Source organism: Blautia sp. RTP21359st1_E11_RTP21359_211015, from assembly GCF_040910705.1.
Lineage (GTDB): Bacteria > Bacillota > Clostridia > Lachnospirales > Lachnospiraceae > Blautia_A > Blautia_A fusiformis.
The window spans coordinates 14,122-32,220 of record NZ_JBDGAB010000008.1 but is presented as its reverse complement, the minus strand read 5'-3'; the positions used below and the strand labels follow the sequence as shown (position 1 = coordinate 32,220).

Genomic DNA, 18,099 nt, shown 5'->3' with positions numbered 1-18,099 from the left:
GTCCTGCCGAAGCCGCGGAAATCATATAATTATCAGTTTTTCTGTGCAGCGTCTGTAAGAGCCTGTGCGAACTCTTCCGGAGTAATTTCACCCTGCGCAAGAAGCGGATACTGAATACTGATCTCATCCACTACATTTGCATACCAAAGGCTCTGGAAATCATTAATACTGTGCGCTGCTTTATCGCCGTTTGCGATGACTTCATTTACAAGTGGCTTTACATTATCAGATGTAAGACCCTCCATAGCCGGAATATCGCCTGTAATTTCAAGCATTTTAAGCTGGCTCTCCTCATTTGTGAGGAATTTTACAAATGTAAGAGTTGCATCCAGTGTTTTCTCATCCTTGGAAGCAACATTAAAGCCAATTTTTCCACTGTTATACATAACATCACCAGGATACATTGCAGTACCGACTTTATCTGCAAATCCATCTTCAACCATAGAAGTATCATAGAAATCGCTAATCATCCAAGGACCATTTGCAATGATAGCTGTCTGTCCCATAAAGAAGTTGCTTGCAGCATTCTCATATTTTCCACCAACTGCATCCGGAGTTGTATATTTCTGAAACATGGTCTGAATCCTGGTTGCTGCATCGATAAATTCTTTTGTATTATAATCTGTCGGGAGCATGGTATTCATAAACTGTTCTCCCTCATCGCTCTCACCAATCATAGCACCAAGCATCAGTGAAGTTACCCAACCGGAATCTGCAGTATCCATGGAAAGCGGTGTAATGCCTGCATCCAGAAGCTTGTCACACTGCTCAAAGAACTCGTCCCATGTCTTTGCCGGTTTCTCAATTCCTGCCTGAGCAAAGAGATCTTTGTTGTAGAAGTATCCTATTACCTGTCTGGTATAAGGAATTCCATAAATCTTACCATCGCGGGAGTTTACATCCCAGCATGCATCAGTTGCAAGTTTTTTCCAGTCATCATCTACATAATCAGTAAGGTCGACAAGTTGATCCTTCATTGAATCAATCAGATTATATCCACCTGTACTGAATGTATCCGGAAGAGAATTGGAAGAATACAGAACTTTCAGCTTATCCACATAGTTCTGATCACCTGCGATTTCTTCCACATTGACCTTGATACTGTCACCGTACTCCTCATTAAAAGCTTCCAGACGATCCTGGAACCATTCTGTATTAACACTGACACCAACCCAGGATGTAGGAAATGTGATTTCTGTCACATCATCCGCTTTTACTGTTGTGGCCATGCCTCCTGCCATGGATAATGCTGTCACTGCTGACAATACTGTGGCCATCACCTTTTTTGTTTTCATATTAATTGCCTCCTTTTATATAATTTATAAATTTTCATCTTCAACCTTTGACAGATCCTGCTACCATACTGGTAGTAACCTGTTCCTGCAGCAATACATAGATTACGATACTTGGTAGAATTACCATAGTCAATGCCGCAAACATCGCTGTATAGTTAAACGAAAACTGAGATGTAAAATAATTCAGAGCAAGAGGAAGGGTCCTTACTTCTGTGCTTTTGGTAAGAACGAGTCCGAACATGAACTCATTCCATGACGTCAGGAACTGTAAAATTGCCCCTGTTGCAAGTCCTGATTTAGCCAATGGAAATACAATTACAAAGAATGTCCGATAAAACCCGGCTCCGTCAATATAGGCAGCTTCTTCCAGTTCCTTGGGGATACCCTGAAAATAGCTTTTGAATACGAAAAGTGAAGTAGGAAGTCCCAGTGCCGCATACACAAGTACAAGCCCTGACCTTGTATCAAACATTCCGATTCCCATCATGATCTTATAGATTGGCATCAGAAGTGCTGAAGTAGGTACAAGAAGAGACGCAGATAAAAGCAATGTGATAAAGGTACTTCCCTTAAACGTATATCTGGCCAACACATAGGCAGCCATGGAAACAATCAGGATATTTAGCAGGGTACTTGTGAAAGAAATCACAACACTGTTTCCATAAAACTTAAAAATTGGAGCCAAATCCAATGCAGCCTTATACCCATTAAAGCTTAATGATGTAGGCAGTGCAAATGCAGATGATAGGATCTCCTTATTGGATTTAAAGGATGACATCACGATCCATACTAATGGTCCTACTGAAATCAGTGCCATAAATCCCAGGAAAACAAATCTAAATATTTTCCAAAGAATATCTTTAAAGCTCTTCCCCCCCATTTTATATTTCCTCCCTTCTGAGTACAGTTCCTCTTTCCAATAATTTATAGGGTAGTGTATACTCTATATTTTCTTCTCTGTTTCTACTTTTGTTACACAAAATCTCAAGAGTCCATTCCACCATCTTATCCAGTGGCTGATAAATCGTAGTAAGTTTAGGAACCACCCGCTCTGATATACTTAATCCATCAAATCCCAAAACGGATACATCTTCCGGAACCTTCAAACCATGTTCATTTAGCGCTGTAATTGCTCCTACCGCAGTCTCATCGGAAAAAGCAAACACTGCAGTGAACTTCTTTTTCTTTCGCAATGCACTGTTCATAGATCGATAGCCTTTTTCGAAGGTAAGCTGACCGTATTCTGCCATGTCATCACTGAACATAAGTCCATATTCCTCCATTGCCTTCTTACAGCCAACTAACCGCTGGAATCCTGAACTGATGCTTGTAGAAAGATCAGTCAGAATCAGTATCTCCCTGTGTCCCATTTCAAGAAGATATTTCATTCCCTCGTAAGCAGCCATCATATCGTTAATGTGTACCATATCGCATCTGCTGTCAAAAGCTGCGCCTCCCAGCATAACCACTTTGATATTCTTTGCCCGGATATATCGTATCACCTCACGGTCAATCTCCTCCTCCAGATAAATAACTCCCATCACATACAATTCCTTCAGGATACTCTTATAACTATCATCTCCCGGAAATGTAGGAAGAAATATCACTCTACATTTGTATTTTGGCATCTGCCGGATAATCTCCTTTATAGATTCACTGAAATATCCAAATTCCAGATTAGGAATCAGAACTACGATCACACCATCTGACTTACGTGTTGGATGATTTGGCACATAACCAACCGTATTAGCTGCCTCCTCAATTCTTCTGGATAATTCATCACTCACTACATTCTGTCCTGAAAAATATCTTGAAACAGTTGCTGGAGACACATGTGCCATTTGTGCAACCTTTCTGATTGTACCTGCCATTGTCTCATCTCCTTATGTGATTTTTTCTTATTATTTGAGATTTATTCCTTATTTCTTTTAGTATTTTGCACGATTTAATATCGCTATCTACATTTTTGATTGTACAAAGTTACAAATAGAATGTCAATCTTGTTTCATGTGTTTCATCTTGGTTTCATATGTTTCATTAAAAAAAGATGGAACAATCCGGACATCTTCCTGACCATTCCATCTTTTATATATCTTTACTTCATAATCCTCATCAGAATATCTTCAGAATATCATTATACATAACGATAACCATCAACGCCATCAAAAGCATCAGCCCTGCAAAATGGATCATGCCTTCTACCTGACGGTTTACCGGTTTTCTCCGGATCGCTTCTGCCACCAGAAATACCAGCCTTCCTCCATCCAGCGCAGGAAGAGGAAGAAGGTTCATCACTCCCAGGTTTGCAGAAAGAAGAACTGCCATATTCAACAAATTCATCCAGATCATCAGCGTTCCCTCACTCTTGGACTGTTCGTAAGTGTCGCCAATGGCATCCGCAATACCCACAGGACCACTTAAGTCTTTCATTCCAAGGTGACCGGTCACAAGCTCTTTCAGGCTTAAGATCGTAGTACGGATCATGTATTTCACTTCCACAGCACCATATTTCAGAACATTAAAGCCGGAAGTTTTTTCACTGTATGTGTTATATCCGAAACCGGAAACCGGTGTTCTGTATTCCCTTGGTGTTATCTCTGCCTCATATTCCAGTCCGTTACGCTCATAGGTGATTGTCACAGGTTTCTTGGATAACGGATGCTCCTCGATGTATTTTTCATATGCATTTCCATCCGGGACCTCCACACCATTGATCTTCGTGATCACATCGCCGGCTTCCAGACCTGCCTCTTCCAGTGGCATTCCCTTGATCAGTGATTCCACTGTCATGGAATTTACATCGGAACGGTTAAAGCCAAGAAGATACCGCACATTTACATCTGGTTTATAGGAAATCTCCTGTTCCTTTCCATCACGTTTTACTTTCAGCCGGATGGTATCTCCCTCTTTCAGTTCGTTGAGATACGAATATACATAAAGATCTTTCCCCAGATCAATATGATAGCCCTGATATTCCGTGATCACATCACCCTTTTTCAATCCTGCCTTTTCCGCAGCAGAATTTTGGGTTACTTCCAATACGGTTGCCGGATCATAGCCCATACAGCCTACAATGATCACAGACAAAACAAATGCCAGCAGAAAATTAAATATCGGACCTGCAGCAACCACTGCGATCCTGCCCCACACAGGAGCCGAATTAAAGGTTCCCGGACTGTCATCTTCCGCATCCTCTCCGGCCATGGCGCAGGAACCTCCAAGAGGAAACAGTTTCACGGAATAACGTGTGCCGCCCTTTACCGTACTTATGATCCTGGGTCCCATACCAAGAGAAAATTCCAATACCTCGATATGGTTCTTTTTTGCCAGAAGAAAATGTCCCAGCTCATGGATCAGTATCACAACACTGAAAATAATTACAGCAATCACAAATTTCAATTTACCACCTGCTTTCGATCCACTGATAAGTATCCTGCTCTACAGAAAGGATCTCATCCAGATCCGGATGTGCGATTTTTTTATGTCTTTCCATAGACTGTGCAATAATCTCATAAATATCCAGAAAGCCGATCTTTTCCTCCAGGAATTTCTTTACTGCAAGCTCATTGGCTGCATTAAAGACAGTCGGCATACTTCCGCTCTCCCGGGATGCCTGGATCGCCATAGGAAGTCCCCGGAATGTCTCCATATCCGGAACCTCAAATGTGATCTCATGAAGCTTCGTGAAATCAAGGCGGTCTCCGTCCAGATATCGTCTGTGCGGATAGTACAGAGCGTACTGGATCGGAAGTCTCATATCCGGAGTTCCAAGCTGTGCCATGATCGCACCATCCTTAAACTCCACCATGGAATGGATGATACTCTGCGGCTGCACCACCACCTGAATATGATCCAGATCCATGTCAAACAGCCATTTGGCTTCCATAACTTCCAGCCCTTTGTTTACCAGGGTTGCGGAATCTACGGTGATCTTTCGTCCCATTACCCAGTTTGGATGCTTCAGAGTATCTGCAACAGTGACCCTTCGCAGCTCTTCTGTGGTACGTCCGCGGAAGGGACCACCGGATGCCGTGATCAGAAGCTTGTGGATCTCTTTGTTTTCTTCTCCGTGGATAGCCTGGAAAATAGCGCTGTGTTCACTGTCTACCGGAAGGATAGATACGCCATATTTCTTTGCCATGGGCATGATCAGATGACCGGCTGTGACAAGGGTTTCCTTATTTGCCAGGGCAATGTCCTTTCCGGCACGGATTCCCTCCATGGTAGGACGGATCCCGATCATTCCCACGATCGCAGTGACAAGAATTTCTGATTCCGGCATGGACGCAAGCTCCAGAAGTCCCTCCATTCCGCTGACTACCTTTGTATCCGTGTCCGCAATACGCGTTTTCAGATCCCGGGCTGCTTCTTCATCCCAGACTGCTGCCAGAAGCGGATGAAACTCACGGATCTGCTCTTCCAGCTTCTCCACACTTTTGCCTGCACTGACTGCAACAACCCGAAGGTCTTCGTTTTTTCTTGCCACATCCAGTGTCTGGGTCCCGATGGAGCCGGTAGAACCTAAGATTGCAATATTCTTCATTTTAATGTCTCCTAAATTCCAAGAATCATTTTTGCAAGATAGTAAATAACAGGGGCTGTGATGATCACACTGTCAAAACGGTCCAGGATTCCTCCATGGCCCGGGATCAGCTTTCCATAGTCCTTGATGTTCTGGTTTCTTTTGATCGCAGATGCAGCCAGATCACCCACCATGGAGATCAGAGCTCCAACTGCGCAGATCAAGGCATACTCAGCCATTTTTCCCTGTGTTGCTGCTGCATAAATCACTCCAAGAAGCGCCGCTCCCGCAACGCCTCCTACAGCTCCCTCGATGGATTTCTTCGGGCTTAAAACCGGCGCCATTTTATGCTTTCCGATAAGCATTCCCACACAGTAAGCACAGGTGTCACATCCCCAGGAGCACAGGAATATCAGCCATACCAGGAATTTTCCGTCCGGAAGGCTTCTGGTAAGATAGATAAAGGAAAGCATCACAGCAACATATACAACTCCAAAAAATGCTGCCATCACCTGTTCTGCATGGTATTTCGGATAACCGAATACATAAACAAACAGGATCAGGATCATACTGATGATGATCGCCATTGTTCCGTAATTTCCAAAATCAGCTTTCATGGCAATATAATAAAGCACTGCTCCAAGATATCCTACAAGTTCCAGCACAGTAACATGCTCATCGCTTACCTTCATTACCTTGTAAAGCTCTCTCATTCCGATCAGTGAAACAGCCAGAAGTGTAAAAAATAAGATCCAGCTTCCGGAAATGATAGTTGCCAGGGCAATAATGACAAGGACGATACCACTTATCAGTCTTGTCTTAAACATGATCTACTCCTCCTTGACGCCACCGTAGCGTCTGTCTCTCTGATTGTATTTCTCGATGGCTTTGATCAGCTCTTCTTTATTGAAATCCGGCCATGCAACCGGTGTAAAATAAAACTCGGAATAGGCAAGCTGCCAAAGCAGGAAATTGGAAAGCCGCTGCTCACCGCTTGTGCGGATCAAAAGATCCGGATCCGGTACACCTGCAGTATCCAGATAGCTCTCAATCGTATCTTCTGTAATGCCATCCGGCTCAACTTTTCCGTCTTTTACATCCTGTGCCATCTTCTGCATTCCACGGCGGATCTCATCACGGCTTCCGTAATTTAATGCCAGCTGAAAATAAATACCGTCAAAATCTTTGGAATATTCCTCCAGTTCCCGGACACTCTGCTGGATATCCGGTGCAAAGGCAGTAACATCTCCGATGACTTTCATCTTCATATTATTTTTCTTGGAAATCTTGATACATTTCTTAAGATAACCGCGGAACAGTTTCATCAGTGCTTCCACTTCTTCTCTGGATCGTTTCCAGTTTTCTGTGGAAAAAGCGTAAACCGTAAGATATTTCACCCCAAGGTCTTTGATATCATAACAAATGTTTTCAAGATTGGCGCATCCCTTTACATGTCCGTAGGTTCTCGGCATTCCTCGTTCCTTTGCCCAACGTCCGTTTCCGTCCAGAATGATCGCGATATGATTTGGTACGTTCATAAATCTCCTCCATACAGAAAGAGAGCTTCTTCAAAGAAGCCCTCTCTATCCTCGTATTTCTTACAATTATACAGTCAGAATCTCTTTAGACTTGTTCTCGATCGCCTTGTCAACTTCCTTGATGTACTTATCTGTAAGTTTCTGGATCTGATCCTCAAGCTCTTTGATCTCATCCTCAGAAACATCCTGTTTTGCAAGTTTCTTAAATGCATCGTTGGCATCACGACGGATATTTCTTACTGCAACCTTGGCACCCTCGCCTTTTTTCTTAACGTCCTTCACCAGCTCTTTACGACGCTCCTCGGTAAGCTCCGGGAAAACAAGACGGATCATTTTTCCATCGTTGCTCGGGTTTAATCCCAGATCAGAGCAAAGGATCGCTTTCTCGATCGCTTTGATCATGCTGGATTCCCACGGCTGGATCTGGATCATACGTGCCTCCGGTACAGAAATGTTTGCAACCTGCTGGAGCGGAGTCGGTGCTCCATAATAATCTACGGTAAGTTTGTCAAGAATATGCGGGTTTGCACGGCCGGCTCTGATGGTTGTCAGCTCACTCTCCAAAGCATTCAGTGTTTTTCCCATTTTTGTTTCGTATACCTGAATTCTCTCATCCATTTCACATATCTCCCTGTATGGTTTTTTTTATTATTCCCTTTTGATCACACGGTCACCTTTGTTCCGGAGAACTTGCCATGTACGGTATTGACGATGCTGTCCTTTTCATCAAGACCGAATACCAGCATCGGCATCTTCTGCTCCATACACATGATGGAAGCGGTAAGATCCATAGCTGCCAGCTTCTTTGCAACTACTTCATCGATGGAAATCTCATCATACTTCTTGGCATCCGGATTTACCTTCGGATCACTGTCATAGATTCCATCAACAGCCTTGGCAAGAAGAATGGCATCTGCGCCGATCTCAACAGCACGAAGTACAGTAGCTGTATCTGTAGAGAAATACGGATGGCCGGTACCACCTGCAAAGAATACAACCTTTCCTTCTGCGAAGCTCTCTTCTACAGCATCCTTGGAATAAAGTGTGGTAAATGCACCACATACAAACGGGGTAAACACCTCTGTCTTAAGTCCCACATATCTGCAGATGTCAGACACATAGATACAGTTCATGATAGTAGCAAGCATGCCGATCTGATCCGCCTTGCTTCTGTCCATGGCTCCGCTGGTACGTCCTCTCCAGAAGTTTCCACCTCCGATCACGATACCAACCTGAAGTCCTTCATCCACGATCGTCTTGATCTGTTTGGCAACCTCTGTAACAGTTGCTTCATCAAAGCCTCTCTTCTGCTCTCCTGCAAGAGCCTCTCCGCTTAATTTCAGTAACACTCTTTTCATATGTTTATTCTCCTTTACCATACGCCGGATACAACTTCATTGCCGTCATTGTCAAAAGTTGTGGATACCGTAAACGTATCATAATAATAATAACCTGTCTTACCGGACTCCGGCTCGTCCTCATAATCACTGCCATTTGGGCTGCCGCATGCATTCTCAAGCTCAGACATGGACTGACCGATATATCTTGCTGCTACAGATGCCGGATCATCCTCGCCGGATGGTGCTTCCGTAGGATCCGCATCGGAAGAATCAGAGGAAGCTGGTGCAGATGTTGGATCCGGTGTGGATGTGGAGTCCGAACTGCCGGACGAACTGCTGTCTGTACTGTCTCCATTATCATCAGAACTCTCCGGAGTCGGAGTCACAGCCGTACTGTCTGAAGAATCTGTACTGTCACTGTCACTTTCACTGTCATCCTCAATGCCAAGCCTTGCCTTTACATCCTTCAGGGTAGACACCTCCTTGGTGCTTCCGCTCGCCAGATATGTAGCATATGGGATTCCGTCTTCACCCTCACCATCCATACAAAGACTCAGCTGTGAGATCGTCAGAAGCGGCAGCTGGCGGAAGAAACATTCATTCTGCTCTTCGTCAGAAAATGTGATCCTTACATCAAAGCTTGTTGCTGTATCTCCGTTATCGTCCTTCTGGCTCTTCTCCATATAATAAACAGCCTTGTCGTTGGAAGCCAGTGTGAATTTACCATTTACAAGATCGCTTCCCCAGGTCTCATCACTGTCATCGCCATCATCTCTGGTAGGACGGACATAAATTGCAGAAATCGTGGAATTCATCTTATTGGTAAATACAATACTGGTAGTGGTCTCACTCTTGGTTCCCATTACGTTCTTGATATTTGCTGTTTCATCCGTAGAGGTCTGCATCTCCACCACATCCGTTTTCGCAGCTTCCGTTACCGTCGGGGTTGCCGTTGCCTCCACCTTCTGCTCCGGTGCCACAGAGTTCTTCTTTCCGCAACCGGCTGCAAGCATGCTCGCTGCAAGAATTCCGGCAAGAATCAAATAACGTTTTTTCATTATATCTCCTCCATATAAAATGGTCCTATTCGCTGTCAGGTTTTCCTTTTCTATTATTACAGAGTATCACTTTCTTGTCAACCTGACCGTTCTGAATTTCACAGAATCTTTAGATATTTTAAACTATGTCAAAAATTGGAACAGCTGAGGTCAGAACCCGTTTTCCCTTCGCTGTCTGCGCATATCACGGCGCATTTTCGCAGCTTCATTCCGGGCTTTTTCCGCTTCTGTGGTAATGATCAGTTCCGGCACCTGGATCGGTTTCTGGTCTTCATCTACAGCCACCATCACAAAAAATGCCCGGTTTACAGTATGACGCATGCCATCCGGCTGTTCCACATACGTATCGATCTCGACCTCCATGGAAGTTCTTCCCACATAAGTCACATATCCCTTAAGTACTACGATCTCTCCCTCATAGATCGCATGCTTGAACTGAAGATTGTCCACTGCCGCAGTTACCACCCGATATGTCTCCGCATGACGCATAGCTACCACTCCGGCAACCTCATCCAGCCACTGCATCAGTGCTCCGCCAAAAAGTCTTCCGCCTCCGTTCAGATGCTGCTGCATGATCAGATGAACCTGCTCCGTCATCGATGCTTCTACCGTTTTTTTACGTCTTTCCTGTACCTCTGTCATTTCTCATTCCCCGCATTTTATCATACTTTTACTTTTTCAGTTGAAACCAGCCGATCAATAAAGATTTTTTACTTTAAAGTCTCGCTCCGCTTCTCTTCTCTGATCCTTCTTTGCAATATCCTGGCGCTTGTCATAAAGCTTTTTACCACGTGCCATGCCAATCTCTATTTTTACCAGGCTGTCCTTGAAATAAACCTTCAGTGGTACCAAAGTCAATCCTTTTTCCTTTAATTTAGCTTCGATCTTATTGATCTCGTAGCGATGCAGCAAAAGCTTACGCACACGAAGAGGATCTTTGTTAAAAATGTTTCCTTTCTCATAAGGAGTGATATGCATTCCATATACATAAACTTCTCCGTTTTCCACACGGACAAAGGCCTCCTTGATGCTGCATTTACCGGAACGTAAGGATTTCACCTCGGTTCCTGCAAGTGCGATCCCGGCCTCATAAGTATCCTCGATAAAATAATCATGAAAAGCCTTTTTATTATTTGCGATCAGTTTCATTCCTGTTTTTTTTGCCATTTCGCGCTCCCTCAGTCTTCCTCAGCCAGGACAAAATCCACGGTTTTCAGCATTTTATCCGCATCTGCCACACGGACACGGACCTTCTGCCCAAGACGGAAGATCTTTCCTGTCATGTCTCCCCGCAGTTCATATGCATCCTGGTCAAATACATAATAGTCATCTCGTAATGTATTGATATGGATCAGTCCTTCCACGGTATTCGGAAGCTCCACATAAAGTCCCCATCCTGTAACGCCGGAGATGATCCCCTCATACTCCTCTCCGAGATGATAGGACATATACTCTGCTTTCTTCAGCTTATCGGATTCTCTTTCTGCTTCGTCTGCACGCCGTTCGCACACACTGGACTGGCGTGCTACTTCATCCAGGATCTCCTTGTAATGCTCGGTACGTCCTTCCCTTACCAGTCTGCCTCTCAGACGGTCATGGATGATCCTGTGGATCTGAAGATCCGGATATCTTCGGATCGGAGAAGTAAAGTGGCAGTAATACTTCGCTGCAAGTCCGAAATGTCCGCTGCATTCCGTAGTATATTTTGCCTGTTTCATGGTACGCAAGGTCAGGCGGCTGATCTGTGCCTCATTGGGCATTCCCTCAATACTTTCCAGGATCTCCTGGATCTCACCAGGCGTGATCTCCTGTCCGGATTTCTGTATGTTGACTCCTTCATTATGAAGAAGCATCAGAAGACTTTCAATCTTTTCCGGATCTGGATTTTCATGCGTTCTGTATACAAAGGGATAATCTCCGGTGCAGTATTCCTGTGCCACAGTTTCATTGGCAAGAAGCATAAAATCCTCAATGATCCTGGTTGCCACATTGGCCTCATAGGGCTGCACATCAATAGCTCTTCCTGCCGCATTCAGGATGATCTTACTCTCCGGAAAATCAAAATCAATGGAACCTCTTGTATGACGGCGGCTGCGCAGGATCCCGGAAAGCTCTTTCATCAGGAAAAACATGGGGATCAGAGCTTCATAGCGTTTCTTCGCCACCTCGTCGGTATCCTCCAGAATATTTTTCACATCTGTGTAACACATACGCTCATCTACACGGATCACGGTTTCTGCAATCTTATGGGAAATCACCTTTCCTTTTTCATTAACATCCATCAGACAGCTTAAGGTCAGACGGTCCTGTCCCTGGTTCAGAGAACAGATACCGTTGGAAAGCCGCTCCGGGAGCATGGGAATGACACGGTCTGCAAGATAGACGGAGGTTCCGCGCTTCAGTGCCTCTCTGTCAAGGGCACTGCCGCCCTGAACATAGTTGCTCACGTCTGCGATGTGCACACCCAGATGGTAGATTCCATCCTCCTTTGTCAGGGAAATGGCATCATCCAGATCCTTTGCATCCTCACCGTCAATGGTAACTGTAACAAGATTTCTGAGATCCAGTCTTCCATCCAGATCCGCTTCCTGTACATGATCCGGCACACGGTCAGCCTGACGAAGTACTTTGTCAGGAAATACACTTGGTATGTTAAAGCTCTTCACAATAGCAAGGATATCTGTTCCAGGTGAACGTAAGTTTCCCAGCACCTCCGTGATCTTTCCTTCCGGCTTCCGGTTTCTGGAGCCGTAATCTGTGATCTCTGCAACTACCTTGTCTCCGTCCTTTGCTCCCATGGAGTTTTTTCTGGAAATAAAGATATCTTTGGAAAATTTGGGGTTATCACTGATCACAAAGCCATAATCACGGCTGCTCTGGTATGTTCCCACGATCGAAGGCATTCCCCTTTCCAGAACCTTCAGCACAACGCCTTCCTGACGTTTTCCCTCTTTATGTCCGTTCCGTACAAGGATCTGCACCTTATCCTGATGCATGGCGCTTCCCGTGTCATTTTCCGGAATAAAAATATCCTGTTCCTGACCCTCCACTTCCACAAAGCCAAAGCCCTTGTAATGGCCAATAAAAGTTCCCTCCATGATGGTTCCGTCCTTCTCGGAGAAACGATATTCCTCATGATTCTTCTCTCTGCATTCTCTTCCCTTACGGCCACGCTCCGGCTTTTCTGCCTTCAGAGCTTCTTTATTCTTTCGTCTGTCTCTGCGCTTGCCGGAAACCTTGCTGTATCTTCCTTTATTATCTACTTCAGCCTTGCCCTGGGCGCAAAGCTCGTCCAGCACGTCAAAAAGCTCTTTTTTCTCACTCTTATCCAGCTGAAGAAGAGATGCGATCTCACGCAGGCGCATGGGCTTATACAGCGGATCTCCCAGAAGCTCCATTATAAACTTTTTTCTTTTTTCAAAATTTTTCGATCTTTTCACATTTTCTCCTGTTTCATATTTATATTTCATTTTTACCCTGTTATCATTCCGGAGGAAGGCTCACCCGTGCCCCTGTATCAACGCAAAAACACTCCTGCTGATTAACAAAAGAAGTCCCCATCCGAGTTTCTTCTGCATGCTAACGCAGCAAGAGTGTTACCAACTTCTGTTCTGCCCCTGGCAGATCAGATAATGTTCAGTACGATTGACAGTACAAAGAAAATAACTCCCATGATAATGGTACCTCTTACAAGACCACCTTCCATGGAACGGCCCTTATTCTTACCCCAGTAAGTATCAGCTACTCCGGCGATAGAGCCAAGACCCTGCTGCTTGCCCTCCTGCATCAGTACGACAACAGTCAGAGCGATACAATCTATTGCATAAATTACAGTCAGAATAATCTTCAAAATGTTCACGCGGTTACACCTCCTAATCAACTAGAGGTTATTTTACCATAGCTAAACCGGGATTTCAACCATTTTCCGTTTATTTTATGCAGGGCTTTTTCTGAGATTTTTTTGCAAAAGGATCTTTATATCTTCCAAGAGCTCCGAGCTGTTCGTGGATCCGCAGAAGCTGGTTATACTTGGCGTTCCGGTCCGAACGGCAGGGTGCGCCTGTTTTGATCTGTCCTGCCCCACAGGCAACTGCCAGATCTGCGATAAAGGAATCCTCTGTTTCCCCGGATCTGTGAGAGATCACTGCACGATACCCGGCATGCTGAGCCATCTCCACCGCATCCAGAGTTTCCGTGAGAGTTCCGATCTGGTTTACTTTAATAAGGATAGCATTGGCAACATCAAGTCCGATGCCACAGTGCAGCCGTTTGATATTGGTGACAAACAGATCGTCGCCTACCAGCTGGATCTTTTTTCCCAGGTGTTCCGTCAGATATTTCCAGCCTTCCCAGTCATCCTCCCAGAGACCGTCTTCAATGGAAACAATGGGAAATTTTTCCACCAGTTTTTCATAATACTCTGTCATCTCACCGGCATCCCGGTAGATCTTTTCTCCTTTCATGCGGCTCTCCCCAGGGAAAAAATACACACCCTTTTCCTCATCATAAAGCTCGCTGGAGGCTGCATCAATGGCAATAGTGATCTCCTCTCCTGGCTTATATCCTGCTTTTTCTATGGCATGAACGATCAGGGTAAGCACTTCCTCCGAATCAGAAAGATCCGGAGCAAAGCCGCCTTCATCTCCAACCGCTGTGGAGAGTCCTTTTTCCCGGAGAAGAAGCTTTAAGTGCTGGTAGACTTCCGCACACATGCGGATACCCTTTTCCAGACAGCAAGCTCCTGTTGGCATGATCATAAACTCCTGAAGATCTACCGTATTGTCCGCATGCTTTCCCCCGTTTAAAATATTCATCATCGGCACAGGGAGCTGCAGGGTATGACAGCCGCCCAGATACTGATAAAGAGGAAGCCGAAGGGCCCCGGCTGCTGCACGGGCTGCTGCCAGAGATACTGCCAGCGTGGCATTGGCTCCTGCGCTGCTTTTGTTCTCCGTTCCGTCGGTTTCGATCAGAAGATGATCGATCCATGCCTGGTTCAGGGCATTCTCTCCGATAATGGCATCTGCTAGACGTGTATTGATATTTTCCACTGCTTTTTTCACACTCTGTCCCAGATATTCCTCCCGGTTTCCGTCCCGCAGCTCCACAGCCTCAAATTTACCTGTGGATGCTCCGGACGGCACCATGGCTCTTCCTGTGTATCCATTAATCCCCACAATTCCTTCACCTACCGTCACTTCCGCTTCCACTGTAGGATTCCCCCTGGAATCAAGGACCTGTCTTGCATGAACTTTTCGAACAGGCAGATAACGTAGCATAAGTTTTTCCCTCCTTGAAAATAATAATACTGTTTATGATCTCCTGCACTTTCTGATTTTCTTCTTATGTTTATGAGGGTAGCTTGTCCGAAAAGGGTTGGGTCTATACCTTTTATCTGGTTTCGATATTATCTGATTTTTTTGTTGTTTTATTTTTGTTATTTTTCTTTTTAAATATATTTTTATTATTTTTAAAATTTAGTGTTGACATTTTCCATTTTATCTGTTATAGTTTAACCATCAAATAAAACAAACGGAAAACAAAAAATTAAATCAAAAAGGAGCGTGAACCCACCGAAAACATAACTTACTTCCCATAATCTAAGAAAGAGAGGTATAGTCCACCAGAAGATTTAAAGATTTTCCATCATAATTAAAACAAGGAGGTACGGACCACCGAGAACGTAAATTTTAATTCCGTATAAGTTTTAAATCTAAGAAATGAGAGGTATATTCCATTGGATAATGAAAATTAAAAGAGTCATCGGCAGAAGAAATCAATCGCTGATGACTCTTATTTTTTGCTTATTTTTATCCCTCTCTTACAAACATAGCCTCATGATCTTCTGCTTTCATATCTTCTTCTCTGTGTTCATAAACATATTAATAACTCCACTTTCTCTGAGGTTCCCATGAAACAAAAACACATCTACCGTCTTATTTTTTTCTTTGTCATGGCTTTTGCTCTTGGCAGTCTTGTAGGAAAGATCTATTCTCATTTTACTTCCGACCCACGATCCGATCCGAATTCTGCCAAAAACAGCCAGACCTCTTCTGCTTCTATGACATTCCAAAATGAAAACTGGGGGCTCGGTTTTCAGGAAGAAGGCAAACGGCCCACAGGAAATGCTTCTATGGAAGAATTAAAAAATTACAATGCCTGGTATGCAGCCGATACCGATGAAAAAAAAATCTATCTTACCTTTGACGCAGGCTATGACAATGGAAATATGCCTGCTCTTCTGAACGCCTTACATAAGCATCAGGTACATGCCACATTTTTTGTTGTGGGGACTCTGATCCGTGAAAAACCGGAACTGATCCGTGAGATCGTAGATGCAGGCCATACCATAGGCAACCACACCATGACACACCCGGATATGTCCGGCATCTCCACAAAGGAAGCCTTTCAGAAGCAGCTTGAGGATGTGGAGGTTCTTTATAAGGAAGCCACCGGAAAAGAAATGACAAAATTTTATCGCCCGCCCCAGGGCATTTACAGCGTGGAAAATTTAGAGATGGCAAAAGAGATGGGATACCACACCTTTTTCTGGAGTCTGGCTTATGTGGACTGGTATCAGGATAAGCAGCCTTCGAAAGAAGAAGCTTTTGAAAAGCTTCTGGGACGGATCCATCCGGGTGCCATCGTGCTGTTGCACAGCACCTCTTCCACCAATGCTTCCATTCTGGATGAGCTGCTGACAAAATGGGAAGAGATGGGATATACCTTCGGAACATTAGAAGAACTTGTGGCATCGGGATCCGCCTGAAAAAAATCGCACATGATCCATGCATCCTCAGTGCCATCAACACGGTTCTTCCCGCTTTTTGGATTCTCCAGATAAGCACACAAAAAATCTGCCCCGGGACTATGTTCTCATATGTTCCGGAGCAGATTTTTCTGTGCTATTGATTTCAGAAGGTGTTCTTCTTATTTAATTGTCTTATTTACTGGACAGCCTTGAATGCCTCATCAAGATCCTGGATGATATCATCGATATTCTCAGTTCCGATAGAAAGACGGATCGTGTTTGGCTTGATTCCCTGATCAAGAAGCTCTTCCTCTGTGCACTGGCTATGTGTTGTAGTAGCCGGATGGATAACAAGGGATTTCACATCTGCAACGTTTGCAAGAAGTGAGAACAGCTCAAGGTTATCAATGAAATCCTTTGCCTTCTGTGCATCTCCCTTGATCTCAAATGTAAAGATGGAACCGCCGCCGTTAGGGAAATATTTCTTATAAAGCTCCTGCTGGCTTGGATCTGTGGATACAGACGGATGATGAACCTTCTCTACCTGCGGATGATCATTCAGATACTGTACAACCTTCAGTGCGTTCTCAACATGACGCTCTACACGGAGAGACAGTGTCTCAAGTCCCTGAAGGAAGATAAAGGAGCTCACCGGAGAAATTGTTGCTCCTGTGTCACGAAGAAGGATCGCACGGATCTTTGTAACAAATGCAGCCGGTCCGCATGCTTTTGTGAAGCTTACGCCATGATAGCTTGGGTTTGGCTCTGTAAGAGATGCAAATTTGCCAGATGCCTCCCAGTCAAACTTACCACTCTCTACGATCACACCACCGATAGTAGTTCCGTGGCCACCGATGAATTTTGTTGCGGAATGAACAACGATATCTGCGCCGTACTCAATTGGTCTTACGAGGTATGGTGTTGCAAATGTATTATCTACAACAAGCGGAATTTTATGTTTGTGAGCGATTTTTGCAAGAGCCTCAATATCTACAACATCAGAATTTGGGTTTCCAAGAGTCTCAATATAAACAGCTTTTGTGTTCTCCTGGATCGCATTCTCCACTTCCTCGAGATTGAATACATCAACAAATGTTGTTGTGATTCCGTATGCCGGAAGCGTATGCTCCAGAAGGTTTGTTGTACCGCCGTAAATATTTTTGGCTGCTACAATGTGATCTCCCTGCTGTGCAAGATTCTCGATCGTGTATGTGATAGCTGCTGCACCGGATGCTACTGCAAGTGCTGCAGAACCACCCTCAAGTGCTGCGATCCTCTTCTCGAATACGTCCTCTGTCGGATTTGTAAGACGTCCGTAAATGTTACCGGCATCTGCAAGTCCGAAACGTGCTGCTGCATGATCGCAGTTGCGGAATACATAGGAAGATGTCTGGTAGATTGGTACTGCTCTTGCATCTGTAACCGGATCCGGCTGTTCCTGTCCTACGTGAAGCTGTAATGTCTCAAATTTGAATTTTCTCTGATCCCTTGTAATTTTGCTCATGTGTTTGTCCTCTTTTCTTTTATTCTTATATTCGGTAAAATAGTAATTGCTTATCTTATGATCATCTGCTTATCAGCGACAACAACACATT

17 protein-coding genes are annotated in these 18,099 nt (G+C 44.5%); 1 reads left to right on the top strand and 16 read right to left on the bottom strand.

Going from position 1 to position 18,099, the window contains the following annotated elements; translation table 11 throughout:
• Positions 1 to 32: 32 nt before the first annotated feature.
• The 15 genes from AB5026_RS04505 to eno all read right to left on the bottom strand — a co-directional run bounded on the left by AB5026_RS04505 (position 33) and on the right by eno (position 15,032).
• On the bottom strand, positions 33 to 1,295 hold the full coding sequence (locus AB5026_RS04505; RefSeq protein ID WP_021652944.1) for an ABC transporter substrate-binding protein: 1,263 nt from the start codon (positions 1,293 to 1,295) through the stop codon (positions 33 to 35).
• Positions 1,296 to 1,335: 40 nt separating this feature from the next.
• Complete coding sequence (locus tag AB5026_RS04500) at positions 1,336 to 2,175, bottom strand: carbohydrate ABC transporter permease (RefSeq protein WP_021652945.1); 840 nt, start codon at positions 2,173 to 2,175, stop codon at positions 1,336 to 1,338.
• A gap of 1 nt (position 2,176) precedes the next feature.
• Positions 2,177 to 3,166 (bottom strand): LacI family DNA-binding transcriptional regulator, encoded by a 990-nt coding sequence (locus AB5026_RS04495; protein WP_021652946.1) that lies wholly within the window; start codon positions 3,164 to 3,166, stop codon positions 2,177 to 2,179.
• A 241-nt stretch (positions 3,167 to 3,407) separates the two neighbouring features.
• The gene (rseP, locus tag AB5026_RS04490; RefSeq protein WP_286188030.1) at positions 3,408 to 4,685 is read right to left on the bottom strand and encodes an RIP metalloprotease RseP; all 1,278 of its coding nucleotides are present in this window, start codon (positions 4,683 to 4,685) and stop codon (positions 3,408 to 3,410) included.
• Positions 4,686 to 4,695: 10 nt separating this feature from the next.
• Positions 4,696 to 5,838 carry a 1-deoxy-D-xylulose-5-phosphate reductoisomerase gene (gene dxr / locus AB5026_RS04485; RefSeq protein WP_118609084.1) on the bottom strand — a complete coding sequence of 381 codons (1,143 nt, stop codon included), beginning with the start codon at positions 5,836 to 5,838 and terminating at the stop codon, positions 4,696 to 4,698.
• An 11-nt stretch (positions 5,839 to 5,849) separates the two neighbouring features.
• The gene (locus AB5026_RS04480; protein ID WP_015526783.1) at positions 5,850 to 6,644 is read right to left on the bottom strand and encodes a phosphatidate cytidylyltransferase; all 795 of its coding nucleotides are present in this window, start codon (positions 6,642 to 6,644) and stop codon (positions 5,850 to 5,852) included.
• Positions 6,645 to 6,647: 3 nt separating this feature from the next.
• The gene (locus AB5026_RS04475; RefSeq protein ID WP_015526784.1) at positions 6,648 to 7,355 is read right to left on the bottom strand and encodes an isoprenyl transferase; all 708 of its coding nucleotides are present in this window, start codon (positions 7,353 to 7,355) and stop codon (positions 6,648 to 6,650) included.
• A 66-nt stretch (positions 7,356 to 7,421) separates the two neighbouring features.
• Complete coding sequence (gene frr / locus AB5026_RS04470; RefSeq protein WP_015526785.1) at positions 7,422 to 7,973, bottom strand: ribosome recycling factor; 552 nt, start codon at positions 7,971 to 7,973, stop codon at positions 7,422 to 7,424.
• A gap of 44 nt (positions 7,974 to 8,017) precedes the next feature.
• Positions 8,018 to 8,713 carry a UMP kinase gene (gene pyrH / locus AB5026_RS04465; RefSeq protein WP_021976283.1) on the bottom strand — a complete coding sequence of 232 codons (696 nt, stop codon included), beginning with the start codon at positions 8,711 to 8,713 and terminating at the stop codon, positions 8,018 to 8,020.
• 14 nt (positions 8,714 to 8,727) lie between these two features.
• Complete coding sequence (locus AB5026_RS04460; RefSeq protein ID WP_022426542.1) at positions 8,728 to 9,753, bottom strand: hypothetical protein; 1,026 nt, start codon at positions 9,751 to 9,753, stop codon at positions 8,728 to 8,730.
• 150 nt (positions 9,754 to 9,903) lie between these two features.
• On the bottom strand, positions 9,904 to 10,395 hold the full coding sequence (locus AB5026_RS04455) for an acyl-CoA thioesterase (RefSeq protein WP_021652953.1): 492 nt from the start codon (positions 10,393 to 10,395) through the stop codon (positions 9,904 to 9,906).
• A gap of 54 nt (positions 10,396 to 10,449) precedes the next feature.
• On the bottom strand, positions 10,450 to 10,920 hold the full coding sequence (gene smpB, locus AB5026_RS04450; protein WP_021652954.1) for an SsrA-binding protein SmpB: 471 nt from the start codon (positions 10,918 to 10,920) through the stop codon (positions 10,450 to 10,452).
• Between the two features lie 11 nt (positions 10,921 to 10,931).
• Complete coding sequence (rnr, locus tag AB5026_RS04445) at positions 10,932 to 13,223, bottom strand: ribonuclease R (RefSeq protein ID WP_173722712.1); 2,292 nt, start codon at positions 13,221 to 13,223, stop codon at positions 10,932 to 10,934.
• Positions 13,224 to 13,378: 155 nt separating this feature from the next.
• Complete coding sequence (gene secG, locus AB5026_RS04440; protein ID WP_021652956.1) at positions 13,379 to 13,612, bottom strand: preprotein translocase subunit SecG; 234 nt, start codon at positions 13,610 to 13,612, stop codon at positions 13,379 to 13,381.
• A gap of 70 nt (positions 13,613 to 13,682) precedes the next feature.
• A complete protein-coding gene (gene eno / locus AB5026_RS04435; protein WP_022426540.1) occupies positions 13,683 to 15,032 on the bottom strand; it encodes a phosphopyruvate hydratase in 1,350 nt (449 codons plus the stop codon).
• Between the two features lie 632 nt (positions 15,033 to 15,664).
• Here eno and AB5026_RS04430 point away from each other — a divergent pair.
• Entirely contained in the window at positions 15,665 to 16,522 is an 858-nt protein-coding gene (locus AB5026_RS04430; protein WP_368212837.1) for a polysaccharide deacetylase family protein, read from the top strand.
• Positions 16,523 to 16,700: 178 nt separating this feature from the next.
• Here AB5026_RS04430 and AB5026_RS04425 read toward each other — a convergent pair whose 3' ends face one another.
• On the bottom strand, positions 16,701 to 18,008 hold the full coding sequence (locus AB5026_RS04425) for an O-acetylhomoserine aminocarboxypropyltransferase/cysteine synthase family protein (RefSeq protein ID WP_015526804.1): 1,308 nt from the start codon (positions 18,006 to 18,008) through the stop codon (positions 16,701 to 16,703).
• Positions 18,009 to 18,099 lie beyond the last annotated feature (91 nt).

Coding starts and splice junctions, on each gene's coding strand:
- AB5026_RS04505 (WP_021652944.1), bottom strand. CDS start 1,295: ATGAAAACAAAAAAGGTGATGGCCACAGTATTGTCAGCAGTGACAGCA.
- AB5026_RS04500 (WP_021652945.1), bottom strand. CDS start 2,175: ATGGGGGGGAAGAGCTTTAAAGATATTCTTTGGAAAATATTTAGATTT.
- AB5026_RS04495 (WP_021652946.1), bottom strand. CDS start 3,166: ATGGCAGGTACAATCAGAAAGGTTGCACAAATGGCACATGTGTCTCCA.
- dxr (WP_118609084.1), bottom strand. CDS start 5,838: ATGAAGAATATTGCAATCTTAGGTTCTACCGGCTCCATCGGGACCCAG.
- AB5026_RS04480 (WP_015526783.1), bottom strand. CDS start 6,644: ATGTTTAAGACAAGACTGATAAGTGGTATCGTCCTTGTCATTATTGCC.
- AB5026_RS04475 (WP_015526784.1), bottom strand. CDS start 7,355: ATGAACGTACCAAATCATATCGCGATCATTCTGGACGGAAACGGACGT.
- frr (WP_015526785.1), bottom strand. CDS start 7,973: ATGGATGAGAGAATTCAGGTATACGAAACAAAAATGGGAAAAACACTG.
- pyrH (WP_021976283.1), bottom strand. CDS start 8,713: ATGAAAAGAGTGTTACTGAAATTAAGCGGAGAGGCTCTTGCAGGAGAG.
- AB5026_RS04460 (WP_022426542.1), bottom strand. CDS start 9,753: ATGAAAAAACGTTATTTGATTCTTGCCGGAATTCTTGCAGCGAGCATG.
- AB5026_RS04455 (WP_021652953.1), bottom strand. CDS start 10,395: ATGACAGAGGTACAGGAAAGACGTAAAAAAACGGTAGAAGCATCGATG.
- smpB (WP_021652954.1), bottom strand. CDS start 10,920: ATGGCAAAAAAAACAGGAATGAAACTGATCGCAAATAATAAAAAGGCT.
- rnr (WP_173722712.1), bottom strand. CDS start 13,223: ATGAAATATAAATATGAAACAGGAGAAAATGTGAAAAGATCGAAAAAT.
- eno (WP_022426540.1), bottom strand. CDS start 15,032: ATGCTACGTTATCTGCCTGTTCGAAAAGTTCATGCAAGACAGGTCCTT.
- AB5026_RS04430 (WP_368212837.1), top strand. CDS start 15,665: ATGAAACAAAAACACATCTACCGTCTTATTTTTTTCTTTGTCATGGCT.
- AB5026_RS04425 (WP_015526804.1), bottom strand. CDS start 18,008: ATGAGCAAAATTACAAGGGATCAGAGAAAATTCAAATTTGAGACATTA.